This is a genomic window from Mycolicibacterium sp. MU0053, assembly GCF_963378095.1.
Lineage (GTDB): Bacteria > Actinomycetota > Actinomycetes > Mycobacteriales > Mycobacteriaceae > Mycobacterium > Mycobacterium burgundiense.
The window spans coordinates 2,201,771-2,223,360 of sequence record NZ_OY726397.1 but is presented as its reverse complement, the minus strand read 5'-3'; the positions used below and the strand labels follow the sequence as shown (position 1 = coordinate 2,223,360).

General features: G+C 67.6%; 19 protein-coding genes. 6 read left to right on the top strand and 13 right to left on the bottom strand.

Annotated elements, in window-relative coordinates; all coding sequences use genetic code 11:
• The first annotated feature begins 4 nt into the window (after positions 1-4).
• Positions 5-757 carry a DUF4191 domain-containing protein gene (locus RCP80_RS10200; RefSeq protein ID WP_308482211.1) on the top strand — a complete coding sequence of 251 codons (753 nt, stop codon included), beginning with the start codon at positions 5-7 and terminating at the stop codon, positions 755-757.
• A 75-nt stretch (positions 758-832) separates the two neighbouring features.
• Here the strand turns inward: RCP80_RS10200 and RCP80_RS10195 are convergent, their stop codons facing one another.
• Both RCP80_RS10195 and RCP80_RS10190 read right to left on the bottom strand, forming a co-directional pair.
• On the bottom strand, positions 833-1,669 hold the full coding sequence (locus tag RCP80_RS10195) for an endonuclease domain-containing protein (protein ID WP_308482210.1): 837 nt from the start codon (positions 1,667-1,669) through the stop codon (positions 833-835).
• Between the two features lie 135 nt (positions 1,670-1,804).
• On the bottom strand, positions 1,805-2,269 hold the full coding sequence (locus RCP80_RS10190) for an RDD family protein (RefSeq protein WP_308482209.1): 465 nt from the start codon (positions 2,267-2,269) through the stop codon (positions 1,805-1,807).
• A gap of 138 nt (positions 2,270-2,407) precedes the next feature.
• On the opposite strand from RCP80_RS10190, the gene glnA (RCP80_RS10185) reads away from it, so the two are divergent.
• Genes glnA (RCP80_RS10185) through RCP80_RS10170 form a run of 4 tightly spaced genes read left to right on the top strand, consistent with a single transcriptional unit; the run spans position 2,408 to position 5,893 of the window.
• Positions 2,408-3,844, top strand: coding sequence for a type I glutamate--ammonia ligase (glnA, locus tag RCP80_RS10185; protein ID WP_308482208.1), 1,437 nt, complete (start codon positions 2,408-2,410; stop codon positions 3,842-3,844).
• Between the two features lie 14 nt (positions 3,845-3,858).
• On the top strand, positions 3,859-4,290 hold the full coding sequence (dtd, locus tag RCP80_RS10180; RefSeq protein WP_308482207.1) for a D-aminoacyl-tRNA deacylase: 432 nt from the start codon (positions 3,859-3,861) through the stop codon (positions 4,288-4,290).
• 45 nt (positions 4,291-4,335) lie between these two features.
• A complete protein-coding gene (locus tag RCP80_RS10175; protein WP_308482206.1) occupies positions 4,336-4,728 on the top strand; it encodes a DoxX family protein in 393 nt (130 codons plus the stop codon).
• Between the two features lie 13 nt (positions 4,729-4,741).
• A complete protein-coding gene (locus tag RCP80_RS10170; protein ID WP_308482205.1) occupies positions 4,742-5,893 on the top strand; it encodes an acyl-CoA dehydrogenase family protein in 1,152 nt (383 codons plus the stop codon).
• Positions 5,894-5,960: 67 nt separating this feature from the next.
• Here RCP80_RS10170 and ahpD read toward each other — a convergent pair whose 3' ends face one another.
• The 9 genes from ahpD to RCP80_RS10125 all read right to left on the bottom strand — a co-directional run bounded on the left by ahpD (position 5,961) and on the right by RCP80_RS10125 (position 17,796).
• On the bottom strand, positions 5,961-6,494 hold the full coding sequence (gene ahpD, locus RCP80_RS10165; RefSeq protein ID WP_308482204.1) for an alkyl hydroperoxide reductase AhpD: 534 nt from the start codon (positions 6,492-6,494) through the stop codon (positions 5,961-5,963).
• Between the two features lie 2 nt (positions 6,495-6,496).
• Positions 6,497-7,084: a peroxiredoxin gene (locus tag RCP80_RS10160; RefSeq protein ID WP_308482203.1), complete on the bottom strand. Its 588-nt coding sequence runs from the start codon at positions 7,082-7,084 to the stop codon at positions 6,497-6,499.
• A gap of 167 nt (positions 7,085-7,251) precedes the next feature.
• The gene (locus RCP80_RS10155) at positions 7,252-8,109 is read right to left on the bottom strand and encodes a TIGR03619 family F420-dependent LLM class oxidoreductase (protein WP_308482784.1); all 858 of its coding nucleotides are present in this window, start codon (positions 8,107-8,109) and stop codon (positions 7,252-7,254) included.
• Positions 8,106-8,732 (bottom strand): PaaI family thioesterase, encoded by a 627-nt coding sequence (locus RCP80_RS10150; protein ID WP_308482202.1) that lies wholly within the window; start codon positions 8,730-8,732, stop codon positions 8,106-8,108. Before RCP80_RS10150 ends, RCP80_RS10155 begins: the two co-directional genes overlap by 4 nt.
• A 65-nt stretch (positions 8,733-8,797) precedes the next feature.
• Positions 8,798-11,773 (bottom strand): bifunctional [glutamine synthetase] adenylyltransferase/[glutamine synthetase]-adenylyl-L-tyrosine phosphorylase, encoded by a 2,976-nt coding sequence (locus RCP80_RS10145; RefSeq protein ID WP_308482201.1) that lies wholly within the window; start codon positions 11,771-11,773, stop codon positions 8,798-8,800.
• Between the two features lie 42 nt (positions 11,774-11,815).
• Entirely contained in the window at positions 11,816-13,156 is a 1,341-nt protein-coding gene (gene glnA, locus RCP80_RS10140) for a type I glutamate--ammonia ligase (protein ID WP_308482200.1), read from the bottom strand.
• A 60-nt stretch (positions 13,157-13,216) separates the two neighbouring features.
• Positions 13,217-14,731: an alpha/beta hydrolase gene (locus RCP80_RS10135; RefSeq protein ID WP_308482783.1), complete on the bottom strand. Its 1,515-nt coding sequence runs from the start codon at positions 14,729-14,731 to the stop codon at positions 13,217-13,219.
• Between the two features lie 70 nt (positions 14,732-14,801).
• Entirely contained in the window at positions 14,802-16,349 is a 1,548-nt protein-coding gene (locus RCP80_RS10130) for an alpha/beta hydrolase (protein WP_308482199.1), read from the bottom strand.
• A 37-nt stretch (positions 16,350-16,386) separates the two neighbouring features.
• Entirely contained in the window at positions 16,387-17,796 is a 1,410-nt protein-coding gene (locus RCP80_RS10125; protein ID WP_308482198.1) for a WS/DGAT/MGAT family O-acyltransferase, read from the bottom strand.
• Between the two features lie 162 nt (positions 17,797-17,958).
• On the opposite strand from RCP80_RS10125, the gene panB reads away from it, so the two are divergent.
• Positions 17,959-18,834, top strand: coding sequence for a 3-methyl-2-oxobutanoate hydroxymethyltransferase (gene panB, locus RCP80_RS10120; protein WP_373693521.1), 876 nt, complete (start codon positions 17,959-17,961; stop codon positions 18,832-18,834).
• Here panB and RCP80_RS10115 read toward each other — a convergent pair.
• Together RCP80_RS10115 and RCP80_RS10110 are read right to left on the bottom strand one after the other, a co-directional pair.
• Complete coding sequence (locus tag RCP80_RS10115; protein ID WP_373693482.1) at positions 18,825-19,634, bottom strand: enoyl-CoA hydratase/isomerase family protein; 810 nt, start codon at positions 19,632-19,634, stop codon at positions 18,825-18,827. The two genes, panB and RCP80_RS10115, sit on opposite strands and share 10 nt — an antisense overlap.
• A gap of 43 nt (positions 19,635-19,677) precedes the next feature.
• Positions 19,678-21,489 (bottom strand): fatty acyl-AMP ligase, encoded by a 1,812-nt coding sequence (locus RCP80_RS10110; RefSeq protein ID WP_308482196.1) that lies wholly within the window; start codon positions 21,487-21,489, stop codon positions 19,678-19,680.
• Between the last annotated feature and the right edge of the window lie 101 nt (positions 21,490-21,590).

Here is a 21,590-nt window from a genome sequence, read left to right as displayed (position 1 = left end):
CTGTATGGCGAAACCCCGTAAACCTGCCGCGTCCAAGGCCGCCAAGGCTGAGGCCAAGGCCGCCCGCAAGGCCGCTTCCAAGCAGCGTCGCAGTCAGCTTTGGCAGGCGTTCCAGATGCAGCGCAAAGAAGACAAGCGGCTGCTGCCCTACATGATCCTGGCCTTCTTGGTCGTCGTCGGGTTGTCGGTACTGGGTGGCGTCGCGATCGGCGGCTTCACGATGTACATGATGATCCCGTTGGGCATCGTGTTGGGGGCGCTCATCGCCTTCATCGTCTTCGGCCGCCGCGCCCAGAAGTCCGTCTACCAAAAGGCCGAGGGGCAGACCGGTGCGGCCGCGTGGGCGCTGGACAACCTCCGCGGCAAGTGGCGCGTGACGCCGGGGGTCGCCGCCACCGGCAACTTCGATGCCGTGCACCGGGTGATCGGGCGGCCCGGGGTGATCTTCGTCGCGGAGGGCTCGGCCACCCGCGTCAAGCCCCTGCTCGCGCAGGAGAAGAAGCGCACCGCGCGCCTGGTGGGCGACGTCCCGATCTACGACGTCATCGTCGGCAATGGCGAGGGCGAGGTGCCGCTGGCCAAGTTGGAGCGGCATCTGACCCGGCTGCCGGCCAACATCCCGGCCAAGCAGATCGACGCGTTGGAGTCCAAGTTGGTGGCGCTGGGCAGCAAGATCGGCCCGGCGGCAATGCCGAAGGGGCCGCTGCCCGCCCAGGCCAAGATGCGCGGCGTGGGCCGCACCGTCCGCCGCAAGTAGCTGGTGCTGAGCCGAGTCAGAAAACTGGCAGGCAAAGTGCGAGAAGGCCCTCACCTGAGGTCTGACTCGATCTGATCAGCGTCGCAAGCCGGCCAATTCAGCTCTCCGCAAGATGCTGGGCGCGGTGTCGCCCGCGATCACCCTGATACGACGCCAGCCTATTCGCTCGATGTACTCCGAGCGGCCGATGTCGCGGCGGTACTGGCCGTCATCGCGCCGATGCTGCTCACCGTCGTATTCGACGGCCACCATCAACTCCGGCCAACCCATGTCCAGGTAGTACTTGGGGAAGCCAGTCGGGCCCAGGATCGGAATCTGGGTTTGTGGTCTCGGGTATCCCGCATCGATGAACAGCAGCCGCAGCCACGTCTCCTGCGGCGATTGTGCGCCCGCGTCAATGAGGTCCAAGATGCTGGGGACTCTTGAACACCCCCTTGCCGCACGATGGCTTTGCAGGAGTTCCAGCACGTCCGCCGGTTTGAAATGGGTGGCGTGGGCCAGCGCGTCCAGTCGTTGAACCGCCTTGCCCACCGGTAAGCGGCGCGCGAGATCAAAGGCGGTGCGCTCAATTGTGGTGATGGCCATCCCCTTAAGGCGGGTGACCTCCCCCTCAGGCAGCGTCTCGTTCCTGGTCAACACCCCTGCGGGCGACTTGTTGTTGGCCAAGTTCAATTCGATCGCCACTTCGCTTTTCACCCAGCGAGCACCGTGCAGCGACGAGGCCGCCAAGCCGGTGACGACACCTTTTCGCTTGGACCACAACCATGCCGCGGTCGTGCGATCAAAGAGGGACAGCGAGGCACGCTTGGGCGCATAGACATTGGGCAACACCCGCTGATAACGCGTGCTGAGTTCATAGCGAGTGACCTTGCCGGCCGCGAGCGCCTCGCTGCCGATGAACACGTGAGCCATCCAAGGCAAAATGCCAGATCAGGCGAACGTCGCGTGCTCGGCTATCCACAACCGCAGCCGCCTGAGCTCGAGTCAGAAACCACGCAGGCAAAGTGCGAGAAGCCCGTCGCCTCAGGTCTGACTCGGCCGGAGAAACTACCTGCGCACCACCGCGGTGTGGGTGAACTTGTCCTGCAGGCCACGGCCGTCACCGTCCATGAACAACGCCGGAATCACCAGCGCCAGCAGCGCACCGCGTCCCAGGGCGCGGCCGAGACCGACATGGATGCGGTTGTCGACCGGCACCACCATCAATCCCAGCGCCAGTTGACCAGGCGAGAACCCGAACAGCCGCACCGAGACCGCGCCCACCACCAGCCACACCAGCAGCACGGCCGTCGACAACAGTGCCTGGGAGAACAGCCCGAGGCTCATCAGCAGCGCCGCGAACCCGTAAGCGATCAGCCAGTCCAGCAGCAGCGCGAGGATGCGGCGTCCGCTCGACGCCAGGGATTGCGACCCGCTCTCGGGCAAACCGAGCAACTCGCCGGGATACCTCGAATCCGGTGCCGAATCCGCCGGATCACCACCGGAAAGCCAGGACGACGTCGCACGAGCCATGTCCTCCAGCATAGGGGGCCTCAGATTGCCGTAACGTCCATGCAACATACGGTTGACTGCCGTGCAACATCGGCTCCATAGCGTCAGGCGCGAGTTACACGAAAGTGTGCAATCTCCGTACTTATGAAGGAGTACTAAGTGGCTGAAAAGAACGCTGATGACATCATCAAGCTGATCAAGGACGAGCAGGTCGAATACGTCGACATCCGCTTCTGTGATCTGCCCGGCATGGTCCAGCACTTCTCGATTCCGGCATCGGCGTTCAACGAAAGCGTGTTCGAGGACGGCCTGGCGTTCGACGGCTCGTCGGTGCGCGGTTTCCAGTCCATCCACGAGTCCGACATGATGCTGCTGCCCGACCCCGACACGGCGCGCATCGACCCCTTCCGCGCCGCCAAGACGCTGAACCTGAACTTCTTCGTGCACGACCCGTTCACCCGCGAGGCCTACTCCCGCGACCCCCGCAACGTGGCCCGCAAAGCCGAGAACTACCTGGTGAGCACCGGTATCGCCGATACCTGCTACTTCGGTGCCGAGGCCGAGTTCTACATCTTCGACTCGGTGACCTTCGATTCCCGCATCAACGGCACGTTCTACGAGGTCGACTCCGAGTCGGGCTGGTGGAACACCGGCGAGCCGTTCGAGGCCGACGGCAGCGCCAACCGCGGCTACAAGGTCCGGCCCAAGGGCGGGTACTTCCCGGTTGCCCCGTACGACCACTACGTCGACCTGCGCGATCAGATGGCGACCAACCTGACCAACGCGGGCTTCATCCTCGAGCGCGGTCACCATGAGGTCGGCACCGCCGGTCAGGCCGAGATCAACTACAAGTTCGACACCCTGCTGGCCGCGGCCGACGACGTGCAGTTGTTCAAGTACATCATCAAGAACACCGCCTGGCAGGCCGGCAAGACCGTCACGTTCATGCCCAAGCCGCTGTTCGGCGACAACGGTTCGGGCATGCACGCCCACCAGTCGCTGTGGAAGGACGGACAGCCGCTGTTCCACGACGAATCGGGCTACGCCGGCCTGTCGGACCTGGCCCGGCACTACATCGGCGGCATCCTGCACCACGCGCCGTCCCTGCTGGCGTTCACCAACCCCACCGTGAACTCCTACAAGCGCCTGGTCCCCGGTTACGAGGCCCCGATCAACCTGGTCTACAGCCAGCGCAACCGCAGCGCGTGCGTGCGGATCCCGATCACCGGCAACAACCCCAAGGCCAAGCGGCTGGAGTTCCGCTGCCCGGACAGCTCGGGTAACCCGTACCTGGCGTTCGCGGCGATGCTGATGGCCGGCATCGACGGCATCAAGAACAAGATCGAGCCGTTGACCCCGGTCGACAAGGATCTCTACGAGTTGCCGCCGGACGAGGCCGCCAACATCCCGCAGGCCCCGACCTCGCTGTCGGCAGTGATCGACCGGCTCGAGGAGGATCACGAATACCTCACCGAGGGTGGGGTATTCACCGAAGACCTGATCGAGACCTGGATCTCCTACAAGCGGGAGAACGAGATCATGCCGATCCAGATCCGTCCGCATCCGTACGAGTTCTCGCTGTACTACGACGTGTAAAGCTCCCGCGAGCCATGCGGGTGCTGGTGCAGCGGGTGACTTCGGCGAGTGTGTCGGTCGACGGCCGGGTGGTCGGCGCCATCGCGCCGGCCACCCAGGGCCTGGTCGCACTCGTCGGTGTCACCCATGACGACGACGCGGCCACGGCTCGCCGGATGGCCGAAAAGCTCTGGGGACTACGCATTCTCAACGATCAGCGCAGCGCGTCCGACGTCGGTGCGCCGGTCCTGGTGGTCAGCCAGTTCACGCTGTACGCCAACACCGTGAAGGGTCGCCGCCCGTCGTGGAACGCCGCGGCGCCGGCGCCGGCCGCCGAGCCGCTGGTGAAGGCGTTCGCCGCGTCGTTGCGCGACCTCGGCGCCGAGGTCGCCGAGGGGGTGTTCGGGGCGAACATGCAGGTCGCGCTAATAAACGACGGGCCGGTGACACTGTTGCTCGAACTGTGATCCCGGGTTGGCGCAACCGACACCACCGCGCTCTATCGTCAGCACATGACCAATCAATTGGGTACGCGCGTCGGCACCTATTCGACGCACATGCTGAGCGTTTTTCGCATCGTGGTGGGTCTGCTGTTCCTGCTGCACGGCACGTCGAAGCTGTTCGGGTGGCCGGCCGCCGGGCCCACCGCGGAGATGTTCGCGTGGCCGACGTGGTGGGCCGGTGTGATCGAGATCATCGTCGGCGCGCTGGTCGCCATCGGGCTGTTCACCAGGGAGGCGGCGTTCATCGGAGCCGGTCACATGGCGGTGGCCTACTTCTGGCAGCACTTCCCCAGCGACTTCTGGCCGATCAACAACGGCGGCGAACCGGCGGTGCTGTTCTGCTTCGCGCTCCTGCTGCTGGTCTTCACGGGTCCCGGATCTTGGGCGGTGCAACGCAGATAATAACCTGCCCTGCATGGCCACTAAGCATGTTCCGTCCTGGTACGACGACGAGGTTTCGGCGCTGTTCGACCTCGCCAAGGGTTTCTTCGAGCGCGAGGTCGTCGCCCACGTCGAGAAGTGGGACAACCAACGCCACATCGATCGCGACGTCTGGCGCCGAGCCGGCGAACTCGGCCTGCTGCTGTGTTCGGTGCCCGAGGAATACGGCGGTGGCGGCGGGACCTTCGCCCACGACGTGGCCGTCTTCGACGCGCAGGGCTATGCCGGTGACCTGTCGCTGGGTATCGCGGTCCACAGCGGCATCGTTCCGCACTACATCGTCAACTACGGGTCCGAGGAGCAGAAGAAGACCTGGTTGCCGCCGATGGCCACCGGCGAGGTGCTCGGCGCCATCGGCATGACCGAGGCCGGCGCCGGCTCCGACCTCAAGGCCATCCGCACCACCGCGGTCCGCGACGGCGACGAGTACGTGATCAACGGGTCCAAGACCTTCATCACCAACGGCGGGTCCGCCGACATGGTGGTGTTGGCGGTCAAGACCGATCCGAAGGCCGGTGCCCGCGGAATCTCGCTGCTGATCGTCGATCTGCGCGATACCGCCGGCTTCCAGGTGACCCGGGTACTGGACAAGGTCGGCCAGCACGGCGCCGACACCGCCGAGTTGTCGTTCACCGATGTGCGGGTTCCGGTGGCCAACCTGCTCGGCCCCGAAGAGGGCAAGGGCTTCGGCCAGATGATCGATCAGCTGGCCCAGGAGCGGTTGTGCGTCGCGGCCCAGGCAATCGGCGGGATGGAACGCGCGGTCGACGAGACCGTGGCCTACACCAAGGCCCGGGAGGCCTTCGGCCACAGCCTGTTCGAGTTCCAGAACACCGCGTTCGAACTCGCCGAGTGCGCGACCATGGCACGCACCTGCCGAATCTTCTTCGACCACTGCGTGGTGTCGCATCTGCGTGGTGAGCTCGACGCCACCGAGGCCGCGATGGCCAAGTACTGGCTGACGGACCAGCAATGCGCGATCGTCGACCGCTGCGTGCAACTGCACGGCGGCTACGGTTATATGCGCGAATACCTGATCGCCCGGATGTACGAGGACGCCCGCGTGCAGCGCATCTACGCCGGCGCCAACGAAGTGATGAAGCAGATCATCGCGAAATCGCTGTAGCACGAGAAAGCCCCGGGCAGTCCGGCCGCAATGGCCGTGTGCCCGGGGCATTTTCGTATGGTCACGCTCAGACCTTGGCCAGCACCTCGGTCGTCATCAGCGCCTGCCCCACGCCCGCAACAATCGACGCCAACCGGATGGCCTCGAAGATCGCGGTGCGCGACACGTCGGAATCCCGCAGGGTCTTCTCGTGTGCGGCCAGGCAGTGGCCGCAGCCGTTGATCGCCGACACGGCCAGCGACCACAGCTCGAAGTCCACCTTGTCGACACCCGGGTTACCGATGATGTTCATCCGCAGACCGGCGCGCAGGTCGTCGTACTGACCGTCGAGTTGGCCCTTGGTGCGGTAGAACACGTTGTTCATGCCCATGATGGACGCCGCGCCGAGAGCTGCGTGGTAGGCCTCCTCGGACAGCACATCCAGTGCGTCCTCGGAGATCTCCTTGAGCAGCCGGTCGGACTTGGTGGCCGCCGCGGTCGCCACGAGGGCGCCCCACAGCTGCTGCTCGGTCAGCTCGGTGGTCCGCACGATGGCGCCGAGGTTGAGCTTGAGGTCCTTCGCATACTCCGGAAGGGCCTCCTTGATGTTGTCAAGGCTCACGACTACACCGCCTCGGACAGGAGCTCACCCGCGTTGATCGTGGGGTCGCCCTTCTTCCAGTTGCACGCGCACAGCTCGTCGGACTGCAGGGCGTCGAGCACCCGCAGCACCTCGTCGACGTTGCGGCCGACCGAGCCCGCGGTGACGGACACGAACTGGACCTCGTTGTTCGGGTCGATGATGAACGTGGCACGGTCCGCGACGCCGTCGGCGTTCAGCACACCGGCGGCGGTGGCGAGATCCCGCTTGAGGTCGCTGACCATGGGGAACGGCAGCGTCTTGAGGTCGTCATGCTGGGCCCGCCACTGGAAGTGGACGAACTCGTTGTCGACGGACACGCCGAGGACCTTGGTGTCGCGGTCTTCGAAGTCATCGTTGAGCTTGCCGAAGGCGGCAATCTCGGTGGGGCAGACGAAGGTGAAGTCCTTCGGCCAGAAGAAGACGACGCGCCACTTACCGGGATGGTCAGAGCTGCTCACCGTGGTGAAGTAGTCCTCGGGAGCCTTCGCATCGACCTTCGACAGGTCACCACCGATGACCGCCGTGAGGTCGTACTGCGGAAACTGGTCACCGATTGTCAGTAGAGTCATAGGAAACACACCCTTTTCTGGAATTATTCAAGTATTCCGTTTCCCATTGTGCATTGGAATACCCGATTTGGAAACCTCCCCCGACGTGATTGACGCCACATGTGCGTGCCGAAATCTGCTCGGTAGCAGCAGATGTCGCTGACCGCAATGGCTTCGATGCGGCGCGGTCACTCCGCCGGGTGATCGTCGCGGAACCTGCGTAGGCCGTCGATCTTATCGGCCAGGCCGCCGCGGCCCGCTGGGTAGAACACCCAGGGCATCGTCACTATTCCCGTGATGCCCCCGGCCTCGGCCCGCGCGTAGTGCTCGGGTGTGAAGGCATCGACCAGCGGGGTCAACACGGCGAAATCGTCCATCGTCAGGCCCATTTCGGCGCGCAGTGCCCGTAGCTGGTCCACCCGCTGCAGCGCCTGGTCGGTGGTGATCAGGTCGCCCACCCAGCCGTCGTGGCGCGCCGCACGCCGCAGCGCGATGTCGGAGAGCCCGCCCACGTAGATCGGAATGGCCGGCGGCGTCGGCTCCATCTCCAGCCTGGGAGTCGTGTAGAACTCGCCGGCGAACTCCGTCCAGCCGGGCGCCCACAGCGCCTTCATCAACTCCAACATCTCGTCGGTGCGTTTGCCGCGCCGGGCAAACTGCTGGCCGAGCAGCTCGAACTCCTCGGCGCACCATCCGACACCGACCCCGAGTTCCAACCGGCCCTGGGCCAAAACCGCGGCCGTACCAATGGCTTTGGCGGCCGAATAGGGATCGCGCATGGCGGGCAGATAGACGGTGGTGACGAACCGGAGCCGGGTCGTCACGAGCGCCATCGCGCCGATCATCACCCACGGGTCCGGCCAATCGGTGAACGGGTCCCAACGGCGCTGCCCGTCCTCGGTGTAGGGGTAGGGCGTCTGCAACGTCTCGAGGTTCACCACATGATCGGGAATGGCGATGCCGGCATAGCCGAGATCATCTGCGGCCCGGGCGATCTCGACGGCCTCCCGGGTATCCAAAAACGCCGTGCTGACGTAGAACTTCACCGGGGATCGCGCGCCCACTGCGGCGTGATGAAGACCCCGTCGGCCTCGACGGTAATTCCGGTGATATCGGAGATGACCCCGCGCGCATAGGATTTGATCCCGTCCACCCGCTCCACCCAGGCCTCGGCCCGCAGCGCGCCCAGCGGCGTGCCGCGCAGATACTTGATCGAGATGGTGCCGGTGAACACCGGGGTGTTCCCGCCCGCGCTGGCCGCCTCGCCGAGCAGGTGGTCGAGGATCAACGCCGAAACCCCGCCGTGGACGTGGTTCGGCGGGCCCTCATAGGCCGCGCCGAGATCGAACTCCGCCCAGCACCGCGCGCCGTCGGACTCCACCCGCAGCGGCGGTGCCATCGGATTGCGCACGCCGATCACCGGGTTGCCCCAGGACATGCCGTCGCCCTCGGTGGTGAACTGGACCCCGTACGGACCGTCGATCTGGGTGGCGCGCAGCCGCGCCGTCACCGCCTCGATCGAGCGCTGCGCGGCGGCGATGTCCGCGGCGCCGGCCTGGGTGCGGATCGTGGCGTCGATCAAGTCCCGCACTGCCTCGGTGAACGGTTCGTAGCGGGCCCGCTGGCGCCTGGCCTCGTCGGCGTCGACGGGCTCATCGGTGAACTGCATCTACTTGTCTTAGCATTGACGACTCAATAAAACCCGCGCGGGGCCCACTTTGGACCCGCGCGGCGCTAGTTGCCGAAGACCTTTCGCACCACCGCTTTGGCGCGCCGCGTCACCCGCAGGTAGTTGTCCAGGAACGCGCCGCCGTCGTCGTCGGGCCAGCCGGCCGCCACGGCAACCGCGTTGAGCAGCCGGCCCGGCCCGGGCAGTTGGTCGGTGGGTTTGCCCCGCACCAGCACCAGGGCGTTGCGGGCTCGGGTCGCGGTCAGCCAGGCCTGCCGCAGCAGATCGACGTCGCTCTCGGCGATCAGCTCTGCCGCGCCGATCGCATCCAGGGTCTGCAACGTGGAGGTGTTGTGCAGCGCCGGGATCTGGTGCGCGTAGCGCAACTGCAACAGCTGCACGGTCCACTCGACGTCGGCCAGACCGCCGCGGCCCAACTTGGTGTGGGTGTTGGGGTCCGCGCCGCGCGGCAACCGCTCGGCGTCGACGCGGGCCTTGACCCGGCGGATCTCCTGCATGGTGTCGGCGGACACGCCACCGGGCGGATACCGCGTGCTGTCGACCATCAGCAGGAACCGCTCGCCCAACTCCAGGTCGCCGGCCACCCGGTGCGCCCGCAGCAGCGCCTGGATCTCCCACGGCTGGGCCCACTGTCGGTAATAGGCCTCGTAGGAGGCCAGCGTCCGCACCAGCGGGCCGTTGCGCCCCTCGGGTCGCAGGTTGGTGTCCACCTCCAACGGCGGATCGACACTCGGGGTGCCGAGCAGCGCGCGGATCTGTTCGGCGATCAGCACCGCCCACTTGACAGCCTTGGCCTCCTCGACGCCGGCGGTCGGTTCGCAGACGAACATCACATCGGCGTCCGAGCCGTAGCCCAGTTCCCCGCCGCCGAGGCGGCCCATGCCGATCACCGCGATGGTGGCCGGCGCGGTGCCGTCGGCGTCGACGTTGACCCGGGTGACGGCCTCTAACGCGGCCTGCAGCACCGCCACCCACACCGCGGTCAGGGCCCGACACACCTCGCGCACCTCGAGGAACCCGAGCAGGTCGGCCGAGGCGATCCGGGCCAGTTCGCGCCGGCGCAGCGTGCGCGCGGCGGCGATGGCCTTGGCCGGATCGGACTGCCGGCCGGCGGCGGCCACCAACGCCCCCGCCACCCCCTCGGGGTCCACGTCGAGCAGCTTGGGCCCGCTGGGTCCGTCGGCGTAGGCCTGGATCACCTCGGGCGCACGCAGGAGCAGATCCGGCACATAGGCCGAGGTCCCCAGCACCCGCATCAACCGCTTGGCCACCGCGCTCTCGTCGCGCAGCGTCGCCAGGAACCAGCGGTACTCCCCGAGCCCTTCGGAGAGCCGGCGGTACTGCAGCAGGCCCGCATCCGGATCCGGGGTGTCGGAAAGCCAGTCCAGCAGCGTGGGCAGCAGGATCGTCTGCACGCGACCCCGGCGCGTGCTCTGATTCGACAGTGCCGCAAGGTGACTCAGTGCGCTGGCCGGTGCTTGATAGCCCAGTGCGGCGAGCTGACGCTCGGCGGCGTCGGCGCTCATCCCGCCCCGCAACTCCACCGAGGCATCGATGGACTCCAGCAGCGGTTGGTAGAACAGCTTCGCGTGCAGCCGCGAGACCCGCACGCTTTGGCGCTTGAGTTCCTTGCGCAGCACGCCGAGGGCGTCGTGGGTGCCGTCGGGGCGCACGTGGGCGGCGCGGGCGAGCCAGCGCAGCGCCTCGTTGTCCTCGGGTGCGGGCAGCAGATGGGTGCGTTTGAGCCGTTGCAACTGCAGCCGGTGCTCCAGCAGGCGCAGGAATTCATACGAGGCGGTCATGTTGGCCGCATCGTCGCGTCCGATGTAGGCCCCCGACCCCAGCGCGGCCAACGCGGCCACGGTGGAGGCCACGTGCAGCGCTTCGTCATTGCGGCCGTGCACCAATTGCAGGAGCTGGACCGCGAATTCGACGTCGCGCAGGCCGCCGGTGCCCAGTTTGATCTCGCGGTCCCGCACGTCGGCCGGCACCAGTTCCTCGACCCGACGGCGCATGGCCTGCACATCGGAGACGAAGTCCTCGCGTTCGCATGCCGTCCACACCATCGGCAGCAGCGCGTCGACGTATTGCTGCCCCAGTGCGGCGTCGCCGACGGCGGGACGGGCCTTGAGCAGCGCCTGGAATTCCCAGGTCTTGGCCCACCGCTGGTAGTAGGCGACATGGGAGTCCAGCGTGCGCACCAGCGGGCCCTGTTTACCCTCGGGCCGCAACGCCGCATCCACCTCGAAGAAGGTCTCCGAGGCCATCCGCATCATCTCGCCCGCCACCCGGGTTTCGATCGCGTCCGCGGTCGCCCCCACGAAGATGACGTCGACGTCGGAGACGTAGTTCAATTCCCGCGCCCCGGATTTGCCCATCGCGACCACGGCCAATCTGGGCGCCGGATCGTCCGGCTTGCACACCTCGCCGACGGCGTAGTGCAGCGCCGCGGTCAGTGCCGCGTCGGCCAGGTCGGCCAGGTGCGCCCCGACGGTGGCCAGCGACAACACCGGCTCATCCTCGACGGTGGGCGCCACATCGCGCGCGGCCAGCACCAGGATCCGGTCCCGGTACAGCGTGCGCAGCTCGAGAACGGCTGCGGGGCCTTCATTTTGGGCCAGGCAGTCGAGGAACATCGCGGTGAGCTCCGCGGCCGAGGGCAGGCCCTCGGCCGGATCGTCGGATCCGGCCAGCAGCCGCCAGGACTGCGGGTGGGCCGCCAGATGATCGCCGAGCGCGAGCGATGACCCGAGCACCGCGAACAGCCGCCCGCGCAGCACCTTGTCTTTCTGCAGCGCGCCGTCCAGTTCGTGCCAGCCGGATTCCAGCGCGTCGGCCAGGCGCACCAGGGCGCGCAGCGCGACGTCGGCGTCCGGGGCCCGCGACAGCGACCACAGCAACTCCACGTGCGCGTCGGTGTCCCACCCCAGGCGCGTCAAATCCGCCGGGGCGGTGCGCTCGACGAGACCGAGCCGCCCCACCCCCGGCACGGTGGGCCGCTGCGTCACGGGTCTGGACACGGCAGCAACGTTAACGCACTGGAGGCCCGCGCAGTAACCGCGCTACAGCGCGAGGTACTGCTTGAGCTCGAACGGCGTGACGCTGTTGCGGTAGGACTCCCACTCGGCGCGCTTGTTGCGCAGGAAGAAGTCGAACACGTGCTCCCCCAACGCTTCCGCGACCAGCTCGGAGTTCTCCATCGCGTGCAGCGCGTTGCCGAGGCTGCCCGGCAGCTCGCGGTAACCCATGGCCCGGCGTTCCTCGGACGTCAGGCTCCAGACATTGTCCTCGGCCTGCGGGCCCAGCACATAGCCCTTCTCGACGCCGCGCAGACCGGCGGCCAGCAGCACCGCGAAGGCCAGGTAGGGGTTACACGCCGAGTCGGGGCTGCGCACCTCCACGCGTCGCGAGGCAGCTTTGTTCGGGGTGTACATCGGCACCCGGACCAGCGCCGACCGGTTGGCGGCACCCCACGACGCGGCGGTCGGGGCCTCGCCACCGTGCACCAACCGCTTGTAGGAGTTCACCCACTGATTGGTGACCGCGCTGATCTCGTTGGCGTGTTCGAGGATCCCGGCGATGAACGACTTGCCCACGTCGGACAGTTGCAGCACATCGTCGGGGCTGTGGAAGGCATTGGTCTCGCCCTCGAACAGGCTCATGTGGGTGTGCATCGCCGAGCCCGGGTATTCGCTGAACGGCTTGGGCATGAACGAGGCGCGCACGCCCTCGCGCAGCGCGATCTCCTTGACCACGTAGCGGAAGGTCATCACGTTGTCGGCCATCGAGAGCGCATCGGCGTAGCGCAGGTCGATCTCCTGCTGGCCGGGCGCGCCCTCGTGGTGGCTGAACTCCACCGAGATGCCGATTGCTTCCAGCGCTTCGATCGCGTGCCGCCGGAAGTTCGGCGCCGAATCGTGCACGGCCTGGTCGAAGTAGCCGCCGTTGTCCGCGGGCACCGGGACGCTGCCGTCATAGGGGCCGGGCTCGAGCAGGAAGAACTCGATCTCGGGGTGCACGTAGCAGGAGAACCCGAGGTCGGAGGCCTTGGCGAGCTGCCGACGCAGCACATGCCGGGAGTCGGCCCACGACGGTGAGCCGTCCGGCATGGTGATGTCGCAGAACATCCGCGCCGAATGCTGCTGGCCGCCGTCGTCGGTCCACGGCAGCACCTGGAAGGTCGACGGATCGGGCCGGGCGACGGTGTCGGATTCCGATATCCGGGCGAAACCCTCGATGGAGGAGCCATCGAATCCGATGCCCTCCTCGAACGCGCCCTCGAGTTCGGCCGGCGCGATTGCCACGCTCTTGAGGTATCCGAGCACGTCGGTGAACCACAGCCGGACGAATCGGATGTCCCGTTCCTCGAGCGTGCGCAGCACGAATTCCTTCTGACGGTCCATGGTGCGAGCCTAGGCAGCGGCTGTTAATTCTGTGTTACAAGCGTGTCGCGAGGCCGGCGCTCAGCACCGCATGTTGCCGGGCACCACGCCGTCGACCAAGTAGTTGACGACCGTGGCATCGATGCACTCGTGCCCGCTGAACACCACGGTGTGCTGGGTGCCCTCGAACGAGATCAGCGGCGCCTGCAGCTGCTGGGCCAGGCTGACGCCCGCCTGGTACGGCGTGGCCGGGTCGCCGGTCGTCGACACCACCACCGCCGTGCCGGGCCGCGCGGGTGCGGCGGGCTGCGGTGCCGAGGTGGGCGGCACCGGCCAGAACGCGCAGATGTCGCGCGGGGCGAAGCCGGTGAAGCCGCCGTAGGACGCGAACGGTGCCAGGGCACGGATGCGCTGGTCGGCGGCGGCCCACACGGCCGGATCCGGGGAGGTCGGCGCGTCGACACAACGCACCGCGTGGAAGGCGTCCTGGTTGTTGCGGTAGCGCCCGCTCGGGTCGCGGCCCTCGTACTCGTCGGCGAGCAGCAGCAGATCTCCCGGGGCGGTGCCCCGCTGCAGGCCCAGCAGCCCGCTGGTCAGGAAACTCCACAGCCGCTGGCTGTAGAGCGCGTTGAAGGTGCCGGTGATGGCATCGGCGTAACCGAGGCCGCGGGGGTCGCCGGTCGGCGCGGGCCGGACCACCAGCGGGTCGACAAGCTGGCGATACCTGGCCACCCACTGCGTGGGGTCTTGGCCCAGCGGACACTGTGCGGATTGCGCACAATCCGCGGCGTAGGCGTTGAAGGCCTGCTGGAAGCCGGCCATCTGGTTGATGCTCTTGTTCACCGGGTCGACGGTGGGGTCGATCGCGCCGTCGAGGACCATCGCGCGCACGTGTTGGCCGTAGCGCTGCAGGTAGGCCGTGCCGATTTCGGTGCCGTAGGAGAACCCGAGGTAGTTGATCTGTTCCTCGCCGAGGACCTGACGCACGGTGTCCATGTCGCGGGCGACATGGTGGGTGCCCATCGTGGCCAGGAACTCCGGGCCCATCCGGGCCGCGCAGCGGTCGGCGAACTGCTGGTACAGCGCCTCGATGTGGGCGACACCGGCCGGGCTGAAGTCGGCCATCGGTTCTTGGCGCCACGCGTCGAATTCGGCGTCGGTGCGGCACCGCAACTCCGGCGTCGAGTAGCCGACACCGCGCGGGTCGAAGCCGATCAGGTCGAAATGTTCGTTGATGGGCGAACCGGCCAACGCGGCCCCCATGCTGGCCGCGGTGTCGACGGCGGAGGCGCCGGGGCCGCCGGGGTTGACGAACAGCGCGCCGATGCGCGCGCCCGAGGCCGGCACCCGGATGACCGCCAGGTTCACCGTGCCCAGCGCGGGCTGGTCGTAGTTCAACGGGACGGGCAGCAGCATGCACTGCGCGCCGGGAATACCGCCAGGGTCCTCGTAGAACTGCTGGCACGATCCCCAATTAGCCTGTGGGACAACCGGTTGCGGTTCCGCAACCGCGGTCGGCAAGGGCGCGCCGAACAACAACAGTGCACCGCTGAGCAGCGCAGTGCCCACGTGCTTCCAGCGCTGCATGCCGCCCATCGTTGCATGCGCCATGGCCCGCCGTTGGCCCCGGTCGGTCACGCTCCGGTATCGGTACGGAAACGGCGGCTCAGCATCGAGAATCCGGCGGCGGCATCGTGCCGTCGATCAGGTACGCCGACGCCAACTCGTCGACGCAGGCCTCCCCCTGGAACACCACGGTGTGCTGGGTGCCCTCGAACGTGATCAGCCCGCCCTTGAGCTGCTCGGCCAGTTCCACGCCGGCCTGATACGGCGTCGCCGGGTCTCCGGTGGTGGAGACCACCAGCGGCGCCGGCAGATCCGGAATCGACATCTCGTGTGGCTCGCTGGTCGGCGGCACCGGCCAGAACGCGCACGTCGACATCGGCGCGTGTCCGGTGAACTCGCCGTAGCTCATGAACGGCGCCACCTCCCGGATGCGGCGGTCGGTCTCGACGACGGTCTCACGATCGGTGATCGGCGGCTTGTCGACACAGTTGACCGCGATCCGCGCGTCGGTCGCGTTGGTGTAGTGCCCGTTGGCATCTCGGCGCATGTACATGTCGGACAGGATCAGCATGGTGTCGCCCTTGCCCTCGCGCAGCTCGCTCAGCCCCTGGGTCAGGTGCCGCCACAGCGCCGGTGAGTACAGCGACATGATGGTCCCGACGACGGCGTCGCTGTAGGACAACCCGCGCGGATCCTTGGTCGAGGCCGGCTCCGACACCAGCGCCTCGACCATGTCGCGGTAGACGTCGACGGCCTTGTCCGGGTCGGTGCCCAGCGGGCAGGTGGGGTCGGTGGCGCAGTCCGCGGCGTAGTCGTCGAACGCGCCCTGGAACGCCGCGGCCTGGTTGATGTCGGCCTCGATCGGATCCGCGTTCGGGTCGACGGCACCGTCGAGGATCATCGCGCGCACGTTCTGCGGGAACTGCTCGGCGTAGGCCGAACCGATCCGCGTGCCGTAGGAGTATCCGAGGTAGGTCAGCTTGTCGTCACCGAGGGCGGCCCGGATCTGGTCCAGATCCTTGGCGACGTTGTTGGTTCCGACGTTGGCCAGGAAGTCGGTGCCCATCTTGTCGACGCAGCGCTGGATGAACTCTTTGGTCTGGTTCTCGATGTGCTCGACACCCTCGGGGGTGTAGTCCACCTGCGGGTCCGCGCGCAGCCGGTCGTTGTCGGCGTCGGAGTTGCACCACAGCGCCGGCTTGGACGACGCCACTCCGCGCGGATCGAATCCGACGAAGTCGAAGCGCTCGTGCACCTCCTCGGGCAGCAGGTCCACCATCCCGATGGCGGCCTCGATGCCCGACTCCCCCGGCCCGCCCGGGTTGACGACCAGCGAGCCGATCTTGTCCCCGGTGGCCGGGAAACGAATCAGCGCGAGCTGAATCAGCTCCGCGTCGGGGTCGTCGGCGTCGTCGTAATCGACCGGCACCGCGATCCGGCCGCACTCGGTGTCCGGGGGCAGTTCCAGTTCGGCGCCGCCGGTGAACTTGCACGGCTCCCAGCGCACTGGCTCGCCGATCCGGGGTTCGGCCAGGGCGGCCCGACCGTCGATGACCTTGGCGCACCCCACGGCGCCCAGGGCCAACGTCGTCACCGCCGTCACGACAATCGTGGCGCGCAGGAACGACCGAGGGCGAAGCAGGCTCATGGCAACCAATGCTGCCATGAGTTTGCCGCGGCGCTTGTCAACGCGTGTCTGCGGCGGCCGCCAGCAACTCGTCGATGCCGGCGGCGAAGGCGTCGGCGAGGTCCCACAGGTCCGGCAGCAACTCCGGGCAAGAGATCAATCCGACGTCCAGCGCGCCGTTGAGCGACATCACGGTGATGTTCAACCCCGACCCGTGGAAGATCGGGCCCAGCGGGTAGAGCGCCTTGACCTGGGCGCCCAGGAAATACAGCGGCACCTGCGGCCCCGGCACGTTGGACAGCACCAGGTTGTGCACCGGCCGCGCCTCGGTCAGCCGCGATCCGGCGTAGACCCGCATCGCCACGCCGAACACCGCCGGGGCCGCAAACTGCGACCAGTCCTGCAGCAGCGACGCCGCGATGGCCGAACTGTGTTCCTTGGCAACCGAAGTCGCTTCGGCGATGGCCAGCAGGCGCTCGGCCGGGTCGTCGATCTCGGTGTGCAGGCTGGCGAACATCCCCGAGACGCGGTTGCGTCCGGGTCGGTCGGACCGGTCGTGCACCGAAACCGGGACCATCGCCACCAGCGAACTGTCCGGCAGCTCACCGCGCTCGATCAGGAACCGGCGCAGCACGCCGGAGACCAGCGCCATGACCACGTCGTTGACCTTGACGCCGAAATGGTTCTTGACGGTCTTGATGTCCTCGAGGTCCACCTCGGTGAAGGCGATGTTGCGCCGGCCCGTGATGCTGGCGTTGAACGCGGTCTGCGGGGCCCGAAACGGGCTGGCCATCGCAGAACCGTCGAGCGCGCGACGCACGGTGTCGACCACGGTGGTGACCGTGTCGGGCAGCACCTTGGTGGCCAGGTTCACCGGCCGGGTGGCAAAGCGCGCCAAGCCGCGTAGGGCGATCTCCAACTGGCCGGCACCGCCGGGCGCGGCCACGGGTTCCGGCGCCGGCGTGTCCGCCTCGGTGGTGCACAGCTGCGACATCAGGTTGGCGCCGGTCACGCCGTCCACCGCGGCGTGATGCACCTTGATCATCACCGCCAACCGGCCGTCCGAAGCATCGGCGCCGTCGATGTTCTCGATGACCAGCATGTCCCACAACGGTTTGCTGCGATCCAACGACAGCGATGCGAAATGTCCACAGATCTCCGCCAACTCGGCCCGCCCCCCGGGGCCGGGCAGGCCCACCCGGTGCACGTGATGGGCGACGTCGAAGTCCTCGTCCTCCACCCAGACCGGATGATCGATGTTGAGGAAACTGTCCGCGAGCTTCTCCCGGAATTCCGGCATGGCCGTGATCCGCACCGCCAGGTCGTTGCGCAGCCGGTCAAAGCTGTAGCCGCCGGGGATGGTGGAGGTGTCGATTTCGATCAGCGAACACACGTGCAAGGGCTGCTTGGGCGTTTCCAAATACAGGAAACTGGCGTCGAGGCCGCTGAGCCGCTGGTAACCGGGCATCCGCCGATCGTAAGGCCGCGCGCCGCAAGCGTGTGAGAAAGTCCACTCATCTGGCTGTTCACCTTGGCGCGTCTCGATGGCAGACTTGGGAAGCGTCAATCGACCCGGGGACCCGGATGGGCCTCGAGGATCGACCCGACAATGACAAGGGACACGACAATGATGTCTGCAGCGACGTCTTCAGCCTCTGATCAACCCGTCTACGGCGGTGCCGCCACCGCGTCGGCGACCAAGCCCCGCCCCCAGGTGCGCACTCATCACCTGCAGAAATGGAAGAGCGAAGGCCATAAATGGTCGATGCTCACCGCCTACGACTACTCCACCGCGCGGGTTTTCGACGACGCCGGCATTCCGGTGCTGCTGGTGGGCGACTCGGCCGCCAACGTCGTATACGGCTACGACACCACCGTGCCGATCTCCGTCGACGAGCTGATCCCGCTGGTACGTGGGGTGGTGCGCGGCGCGCCGCACGCCTTCGTCGTCGCCGATCTGCCGTTCGGCAGTTATGAGGCCGGCCCGCAGCAGGCGCTCGCGACGGCCACCCGATTCCTCAAGGAAACCGGGGCGCACGCCGTCAAACTCGAGGGCGGCGAACGTGTCGCCGAGCAGATCGCCGTGTTGACGCAGGCCGGCATTCCCGTGATCGCGCACATCGGTTTCACCCCGCAGAGCGTCAACGGCCTCGGCGGCTTCCGGGTGCAGGGCCGCGGGGACGGCGCCGAGCAGACCGTCCACGACGCCATCGCGGTGGCCGAGGCCGGCGCCGTCGCGGTCGTGTTGGAGATGGTGCCCGCCGAACTGGCGACCCAGATCACCGGCAAGCTGACCATTCCCACCGTCGGCATCGGCGCCGGACCCAACTGTGACGCCCAGGTGCTGGTGTGGCAGGACATGGCCGGGATGACCGCGGGCCGGACGGCAAAGTTCGTCAAGCGCTTCGGCGAGGTCGGCGCCGAATTGGGCCGGGCGGCACGCCAATACGCCGACGAGGTCGCCGGCGGCACCTTCCCGGCCGAGGAGCACTGCTTTCAGCCGTAGTTGGGCGCCCGCTTGTTCAGGAACGCGTCGATGCCCTCGCGACCGTCGGCGCCGTCGGCGTTCTCCGCGATCAGCTGGGCTTCGAACGCCATCTGGGTCTCGATGTCGTTATCGTACGACGCCAGTAGCAGCTTCTTGACCGCGGCCGCCGATCCTGCAGCGCCCGAGGCGATCCCGGCGGCCAACTCGTCGACCCGCGCCGCGAAATCGGCGTCGTCGGCCACGTAGTTGACCAGCCCCCAGTCCAGCGCCTCGGCCGCCGAGAGCGTGCGGTTGGTCAGCATCAGGTCACCGGTGCGCCGGGCACCGATCAGCCGCGGCAGGTGGTAGGAGGCGGCGCCGTCGGGGCTCAGCCCGGCCTTGGTGTAGGCCATGGTGAACGACGCCGACGCGGACGCCACCACCAGGTCACCGCTGACACCGAGCGAGAAGCCGGCCCCGGCCGCGACACCGTTGACCGCAGTGATCAGTACCGCGTCCATCCGGGCGAAGGTCGAGATGGCCCGGTGCAGGTCGTCGGCGATGCCCTTGACGAATGGACCGGGCCCCAGCGGGGAGGTCGCCATCGCCTTGAGATCGCCTCCGGCACAGAAGAACCGGCCAGCTCCGGTCAGCACCACCACTTTGGTGCCCGGCACCGCGCAGCGGGTGGCCACGTCCGCCAGCTCGCGCGTCATCACGTCGTTCATGCCGTTGGCGGCTGCGGGTCGATTGAGCGTGACCCGCGCAATCGGGCCGTCCTGCGCGAACAGCAGGGTCTCGTAGGTCATCTCGGAGGGCGTGGCCGGCTCGGTACTCATGACCGTGACGTTATCGCCCCCGGTGGTATCGGGGTCGACCCCCCTAGATCCGCCCGGCCAGGTACTCGGCCCGGCACGCCCGGCGGGCCAGCTTGCCGCTGGTGGTGCGCGGGATCGTGCCGGCGGCCACCACCCGGACATCAGCGATCGGCAGCGCGTGGGTCCGCGAGACCGCGGCCCGGACCGCGGCGAGCACGGGTGCGGGATCGACCTTGCCGGCCCCGGCCGCGCGCTCCGCGATGACCACCAGCTGCTCGCCGGCGCCGTCGTCGGCCGGAACCGCGAAGGCCGCCACGTAACCGGCGCGGATCGCGCTCGAGGCCGCGGCGACGGTGGCCTCGATGTCCTGCGGATAGTGGTTACGGCCGTCGACGATGATCATGTCCTTGATCCGGCCGGTGATGTGCAGCTGGCCATCCACGAAAACGCCGAGATCACCGGTGCGAAGCCAGGTTTCACCGTACTCGGTGCCATCGGCGCGGCTGCCGATGGCCAGCCTGGACTGCAGCTTGTTACCGAAGGTGAGCTCGGTTTCCTCGGGACGGCGCCAGTACCCGCGACCGATGTTGTCGCCCTGCAACCAGATCTCGCCGACCTGACCGTCGGCCAACTCGGTGTCGGTTTCGGGATCGACGATCACGGCCCACTGGCTGCGGGCCACCGTGCCACAGGACACCTGGGCGATGGCGTTCGGCGAGTCCGGCGCCACCTGCACGGCGGTGCCCGCGCCGAGTTGGTCGCGGTCGAGATAGACCGCTCTCGGGGCGGCATCGGGATCCACCGTGGACACGAACAGCGTGGCCTCGGCCATGCCGTAGGACGGTTTGACGGCGGTGGCCGGCAGGCCGTAGGGCGCGAACGCCGCGGTGAACTTCTCGATGGAGGCCATGCTGACCGGTTCCGAACCGTTGATCAGACCCGCCACATTGCTCAGGTCCAGGTGTTCCCCGGGGGCGGGCAGACCCCGGGTGGCCGCCAGTTCGAAGGCGAAATTCGGTGCCGCGGCGAAGGTTCGGCCGGCCTGGCCCTGGGCGCCGAGTTCGGCGATCCAGCGACTCGGGCGCCGCACGAACGCCAACGGTGACATCAGCGTGATGTGGCCGCCGCACAGCGCCGGGAACATGATCATCAACAGGCCCATGTCGTGGTACAGCGGCAGCCAGCTGACGCTGCGGATATCGCGGTCCAACCCCACCGAGAGGATCATCTGCAACACGTTGGTACACACCGCACGGTGGGTGATCTCCACGCCCGCGGGGACGCGGGTGGACCCCGAGGTGTACTGCAGATAGGCGATGTCGTCGGTGTCGATCTCGGGGGCGACGAACGTGGCGCCCACGGTGACGGGCACCGCGTCGACCGCCAGTACGCGGGGGCGACGCTGCCGTGGCCGGGGCCGCAGGAAGTCCTGCACGGGTGCCGCGGCCTCGGAGGTGGTCAGCACCACCGTGGGCTTGGCGTCGGAGAGCACGGCCTCGAGGCGTTCGGCATGGCCGGGTAGCTCCGGGGCGAACAGCGGCACCGCGATGTTGCCGGCGGCGATCGCCGCGAAGAAGGCCACCACATAGTCGACGCCCTGCGGAGCCAGGATGGCCACCCGGTCGCCCGGAGCGGTGATCTGCTGCAGCCGCGCGGCCACCGCGCGTAGCCGGGAGCCCAGCTCGGACCAGGTGATCTCGATCGCCACGCCGTTACGGTCGTGGGTGTAATCCAGGTAGCGGTAGGCGGCCTCGTCTCCGAGGAGGGCGACGTTGTGCTCCAAGTACGAGGTCAACGTCGTACCCGCCGGGAGGGCGATATTGCCCTCCCCGTCGAGGTAATCCTCGACCCGTAGCGTGTTCGACCCGATGCTCATGAGGCAATTCTAAGAGGTCTCTGAGGCAAGCGGGCGCGATCGGGTCCATTCGTCGTGTCGCGCCCACCGCCGCTCAGGTCGGGGCGTGGGTCAAAACGCGC

Excerpts from the sequence above, each read along its gene's own strand:
- RCP80_RS10175 (WP_308482206.1), top strand. The coding sequence starts at position 4,336 with ATGACCAATCAATTGGGTACGCGCGTCGGCACCTATTCGACGCACATG.
- RCP80_RS10115 (WP_373693482.1), bottom strand. The coding sequence starts at position 19,634 with ATGAGTACCGAGCCGGCCACGCCCTCCGAGATGACCTACGAGACCCTG.
- RCP80_RS10135 (WP_308482783.1), bottom strand. The coding sequence starts at position 14,731 with ATGGGCGGCATGCAGCGCTGGAAGCACGTGGGCACTGCGCTGCTCAGC.
- RCP80_RS10195 (WP_308482210.1), bottom strand. The coding sequence starts at position 1,669 with ATGGCTCACGTGTTCATCGGCAGCGAGGCGCTCGCGGCCGGCAAGGTC.
- panB (WP_373693521.1), top strand. The coding sequence starts at position 17,959 with ATGTCTGCAGCGACGTCTTCAGCCTCTGATCAACCCGTCTACGGCGGT.
- glnA (WP_308482200.1), bottom strand. The coding sequence starts at position 13,156 with ATGGACCGTCAGAAGGAATTCGTGCTGCGCACGCTCGAGGAACGGGAC.
- RCP80_RS10170 (WP_308482205.1), top strand. The coding sequence starts at position 4,742 with ATGGCCACTAAGCATGTTCCGTCCTGGTACGACGACGAGGTTTCGGCG.
- RCP80_RS10200 (WP_308482211.1), top strand. The coding sequence starts at position 5 with ATGGCGAAACCCCGTAAACCTGCCGCGTCCAAGGCCGCCAAGGCTGAG.
- RCP80_RS10110 (WP_308482196.1), bottom strand. The coding sequence starts at position 21,489 with ATGAGCATCGGGTCGAACACGCTACGGGTCGAGGATTACCTCGACGGG.
- dtd (WP_308482207.1), top strand. The coding sequence starts at position 3,859 with ATGCGGGTGCTGGTGCAGCGGGTGACTTCGGCGAGTGTGTCGGTCGAC.
- RCP80_RS10190 (WP_308482209.1), bottom strand. The coding sequence starts at position 2,269 with ATGGCTCGTGCGACGTCGTCCTGGCTTTCCGGTGGTGATCCGGCGGAT.
- RCP80_RS10150 (WP_308482202.1), bottom strand. The coding sequence starts at position 8,732 with ATGCAGTTCACCGATGAGCCCGTCGACGCCGACGAGGCCAGGCGCCAG.
- RCP80_RS10130 (WP_308482199.1), bottom strand. The coding sequence starts at position 16,349 with ATGAGCCTGCTTCGCCCTCGGTCGTTCCTGCGCGCCACGATTGTCGTG.
- RCP80_RS10125 (WP_308482198.1), bottom strand. The coding sequence starts at position 17,796 with ATGCCCGGTTACCAGCGGCTCAGCGGCCTCGACGCCAGTTTCCTGTAT.
- RCP80_RS10160 (WP_308482203.1), bottom strand. The coding sequence starts at position 7,084 with ATGACTCTACTGACAATCGGTGACCAGTTTCCGCAGTACGACCTCACG.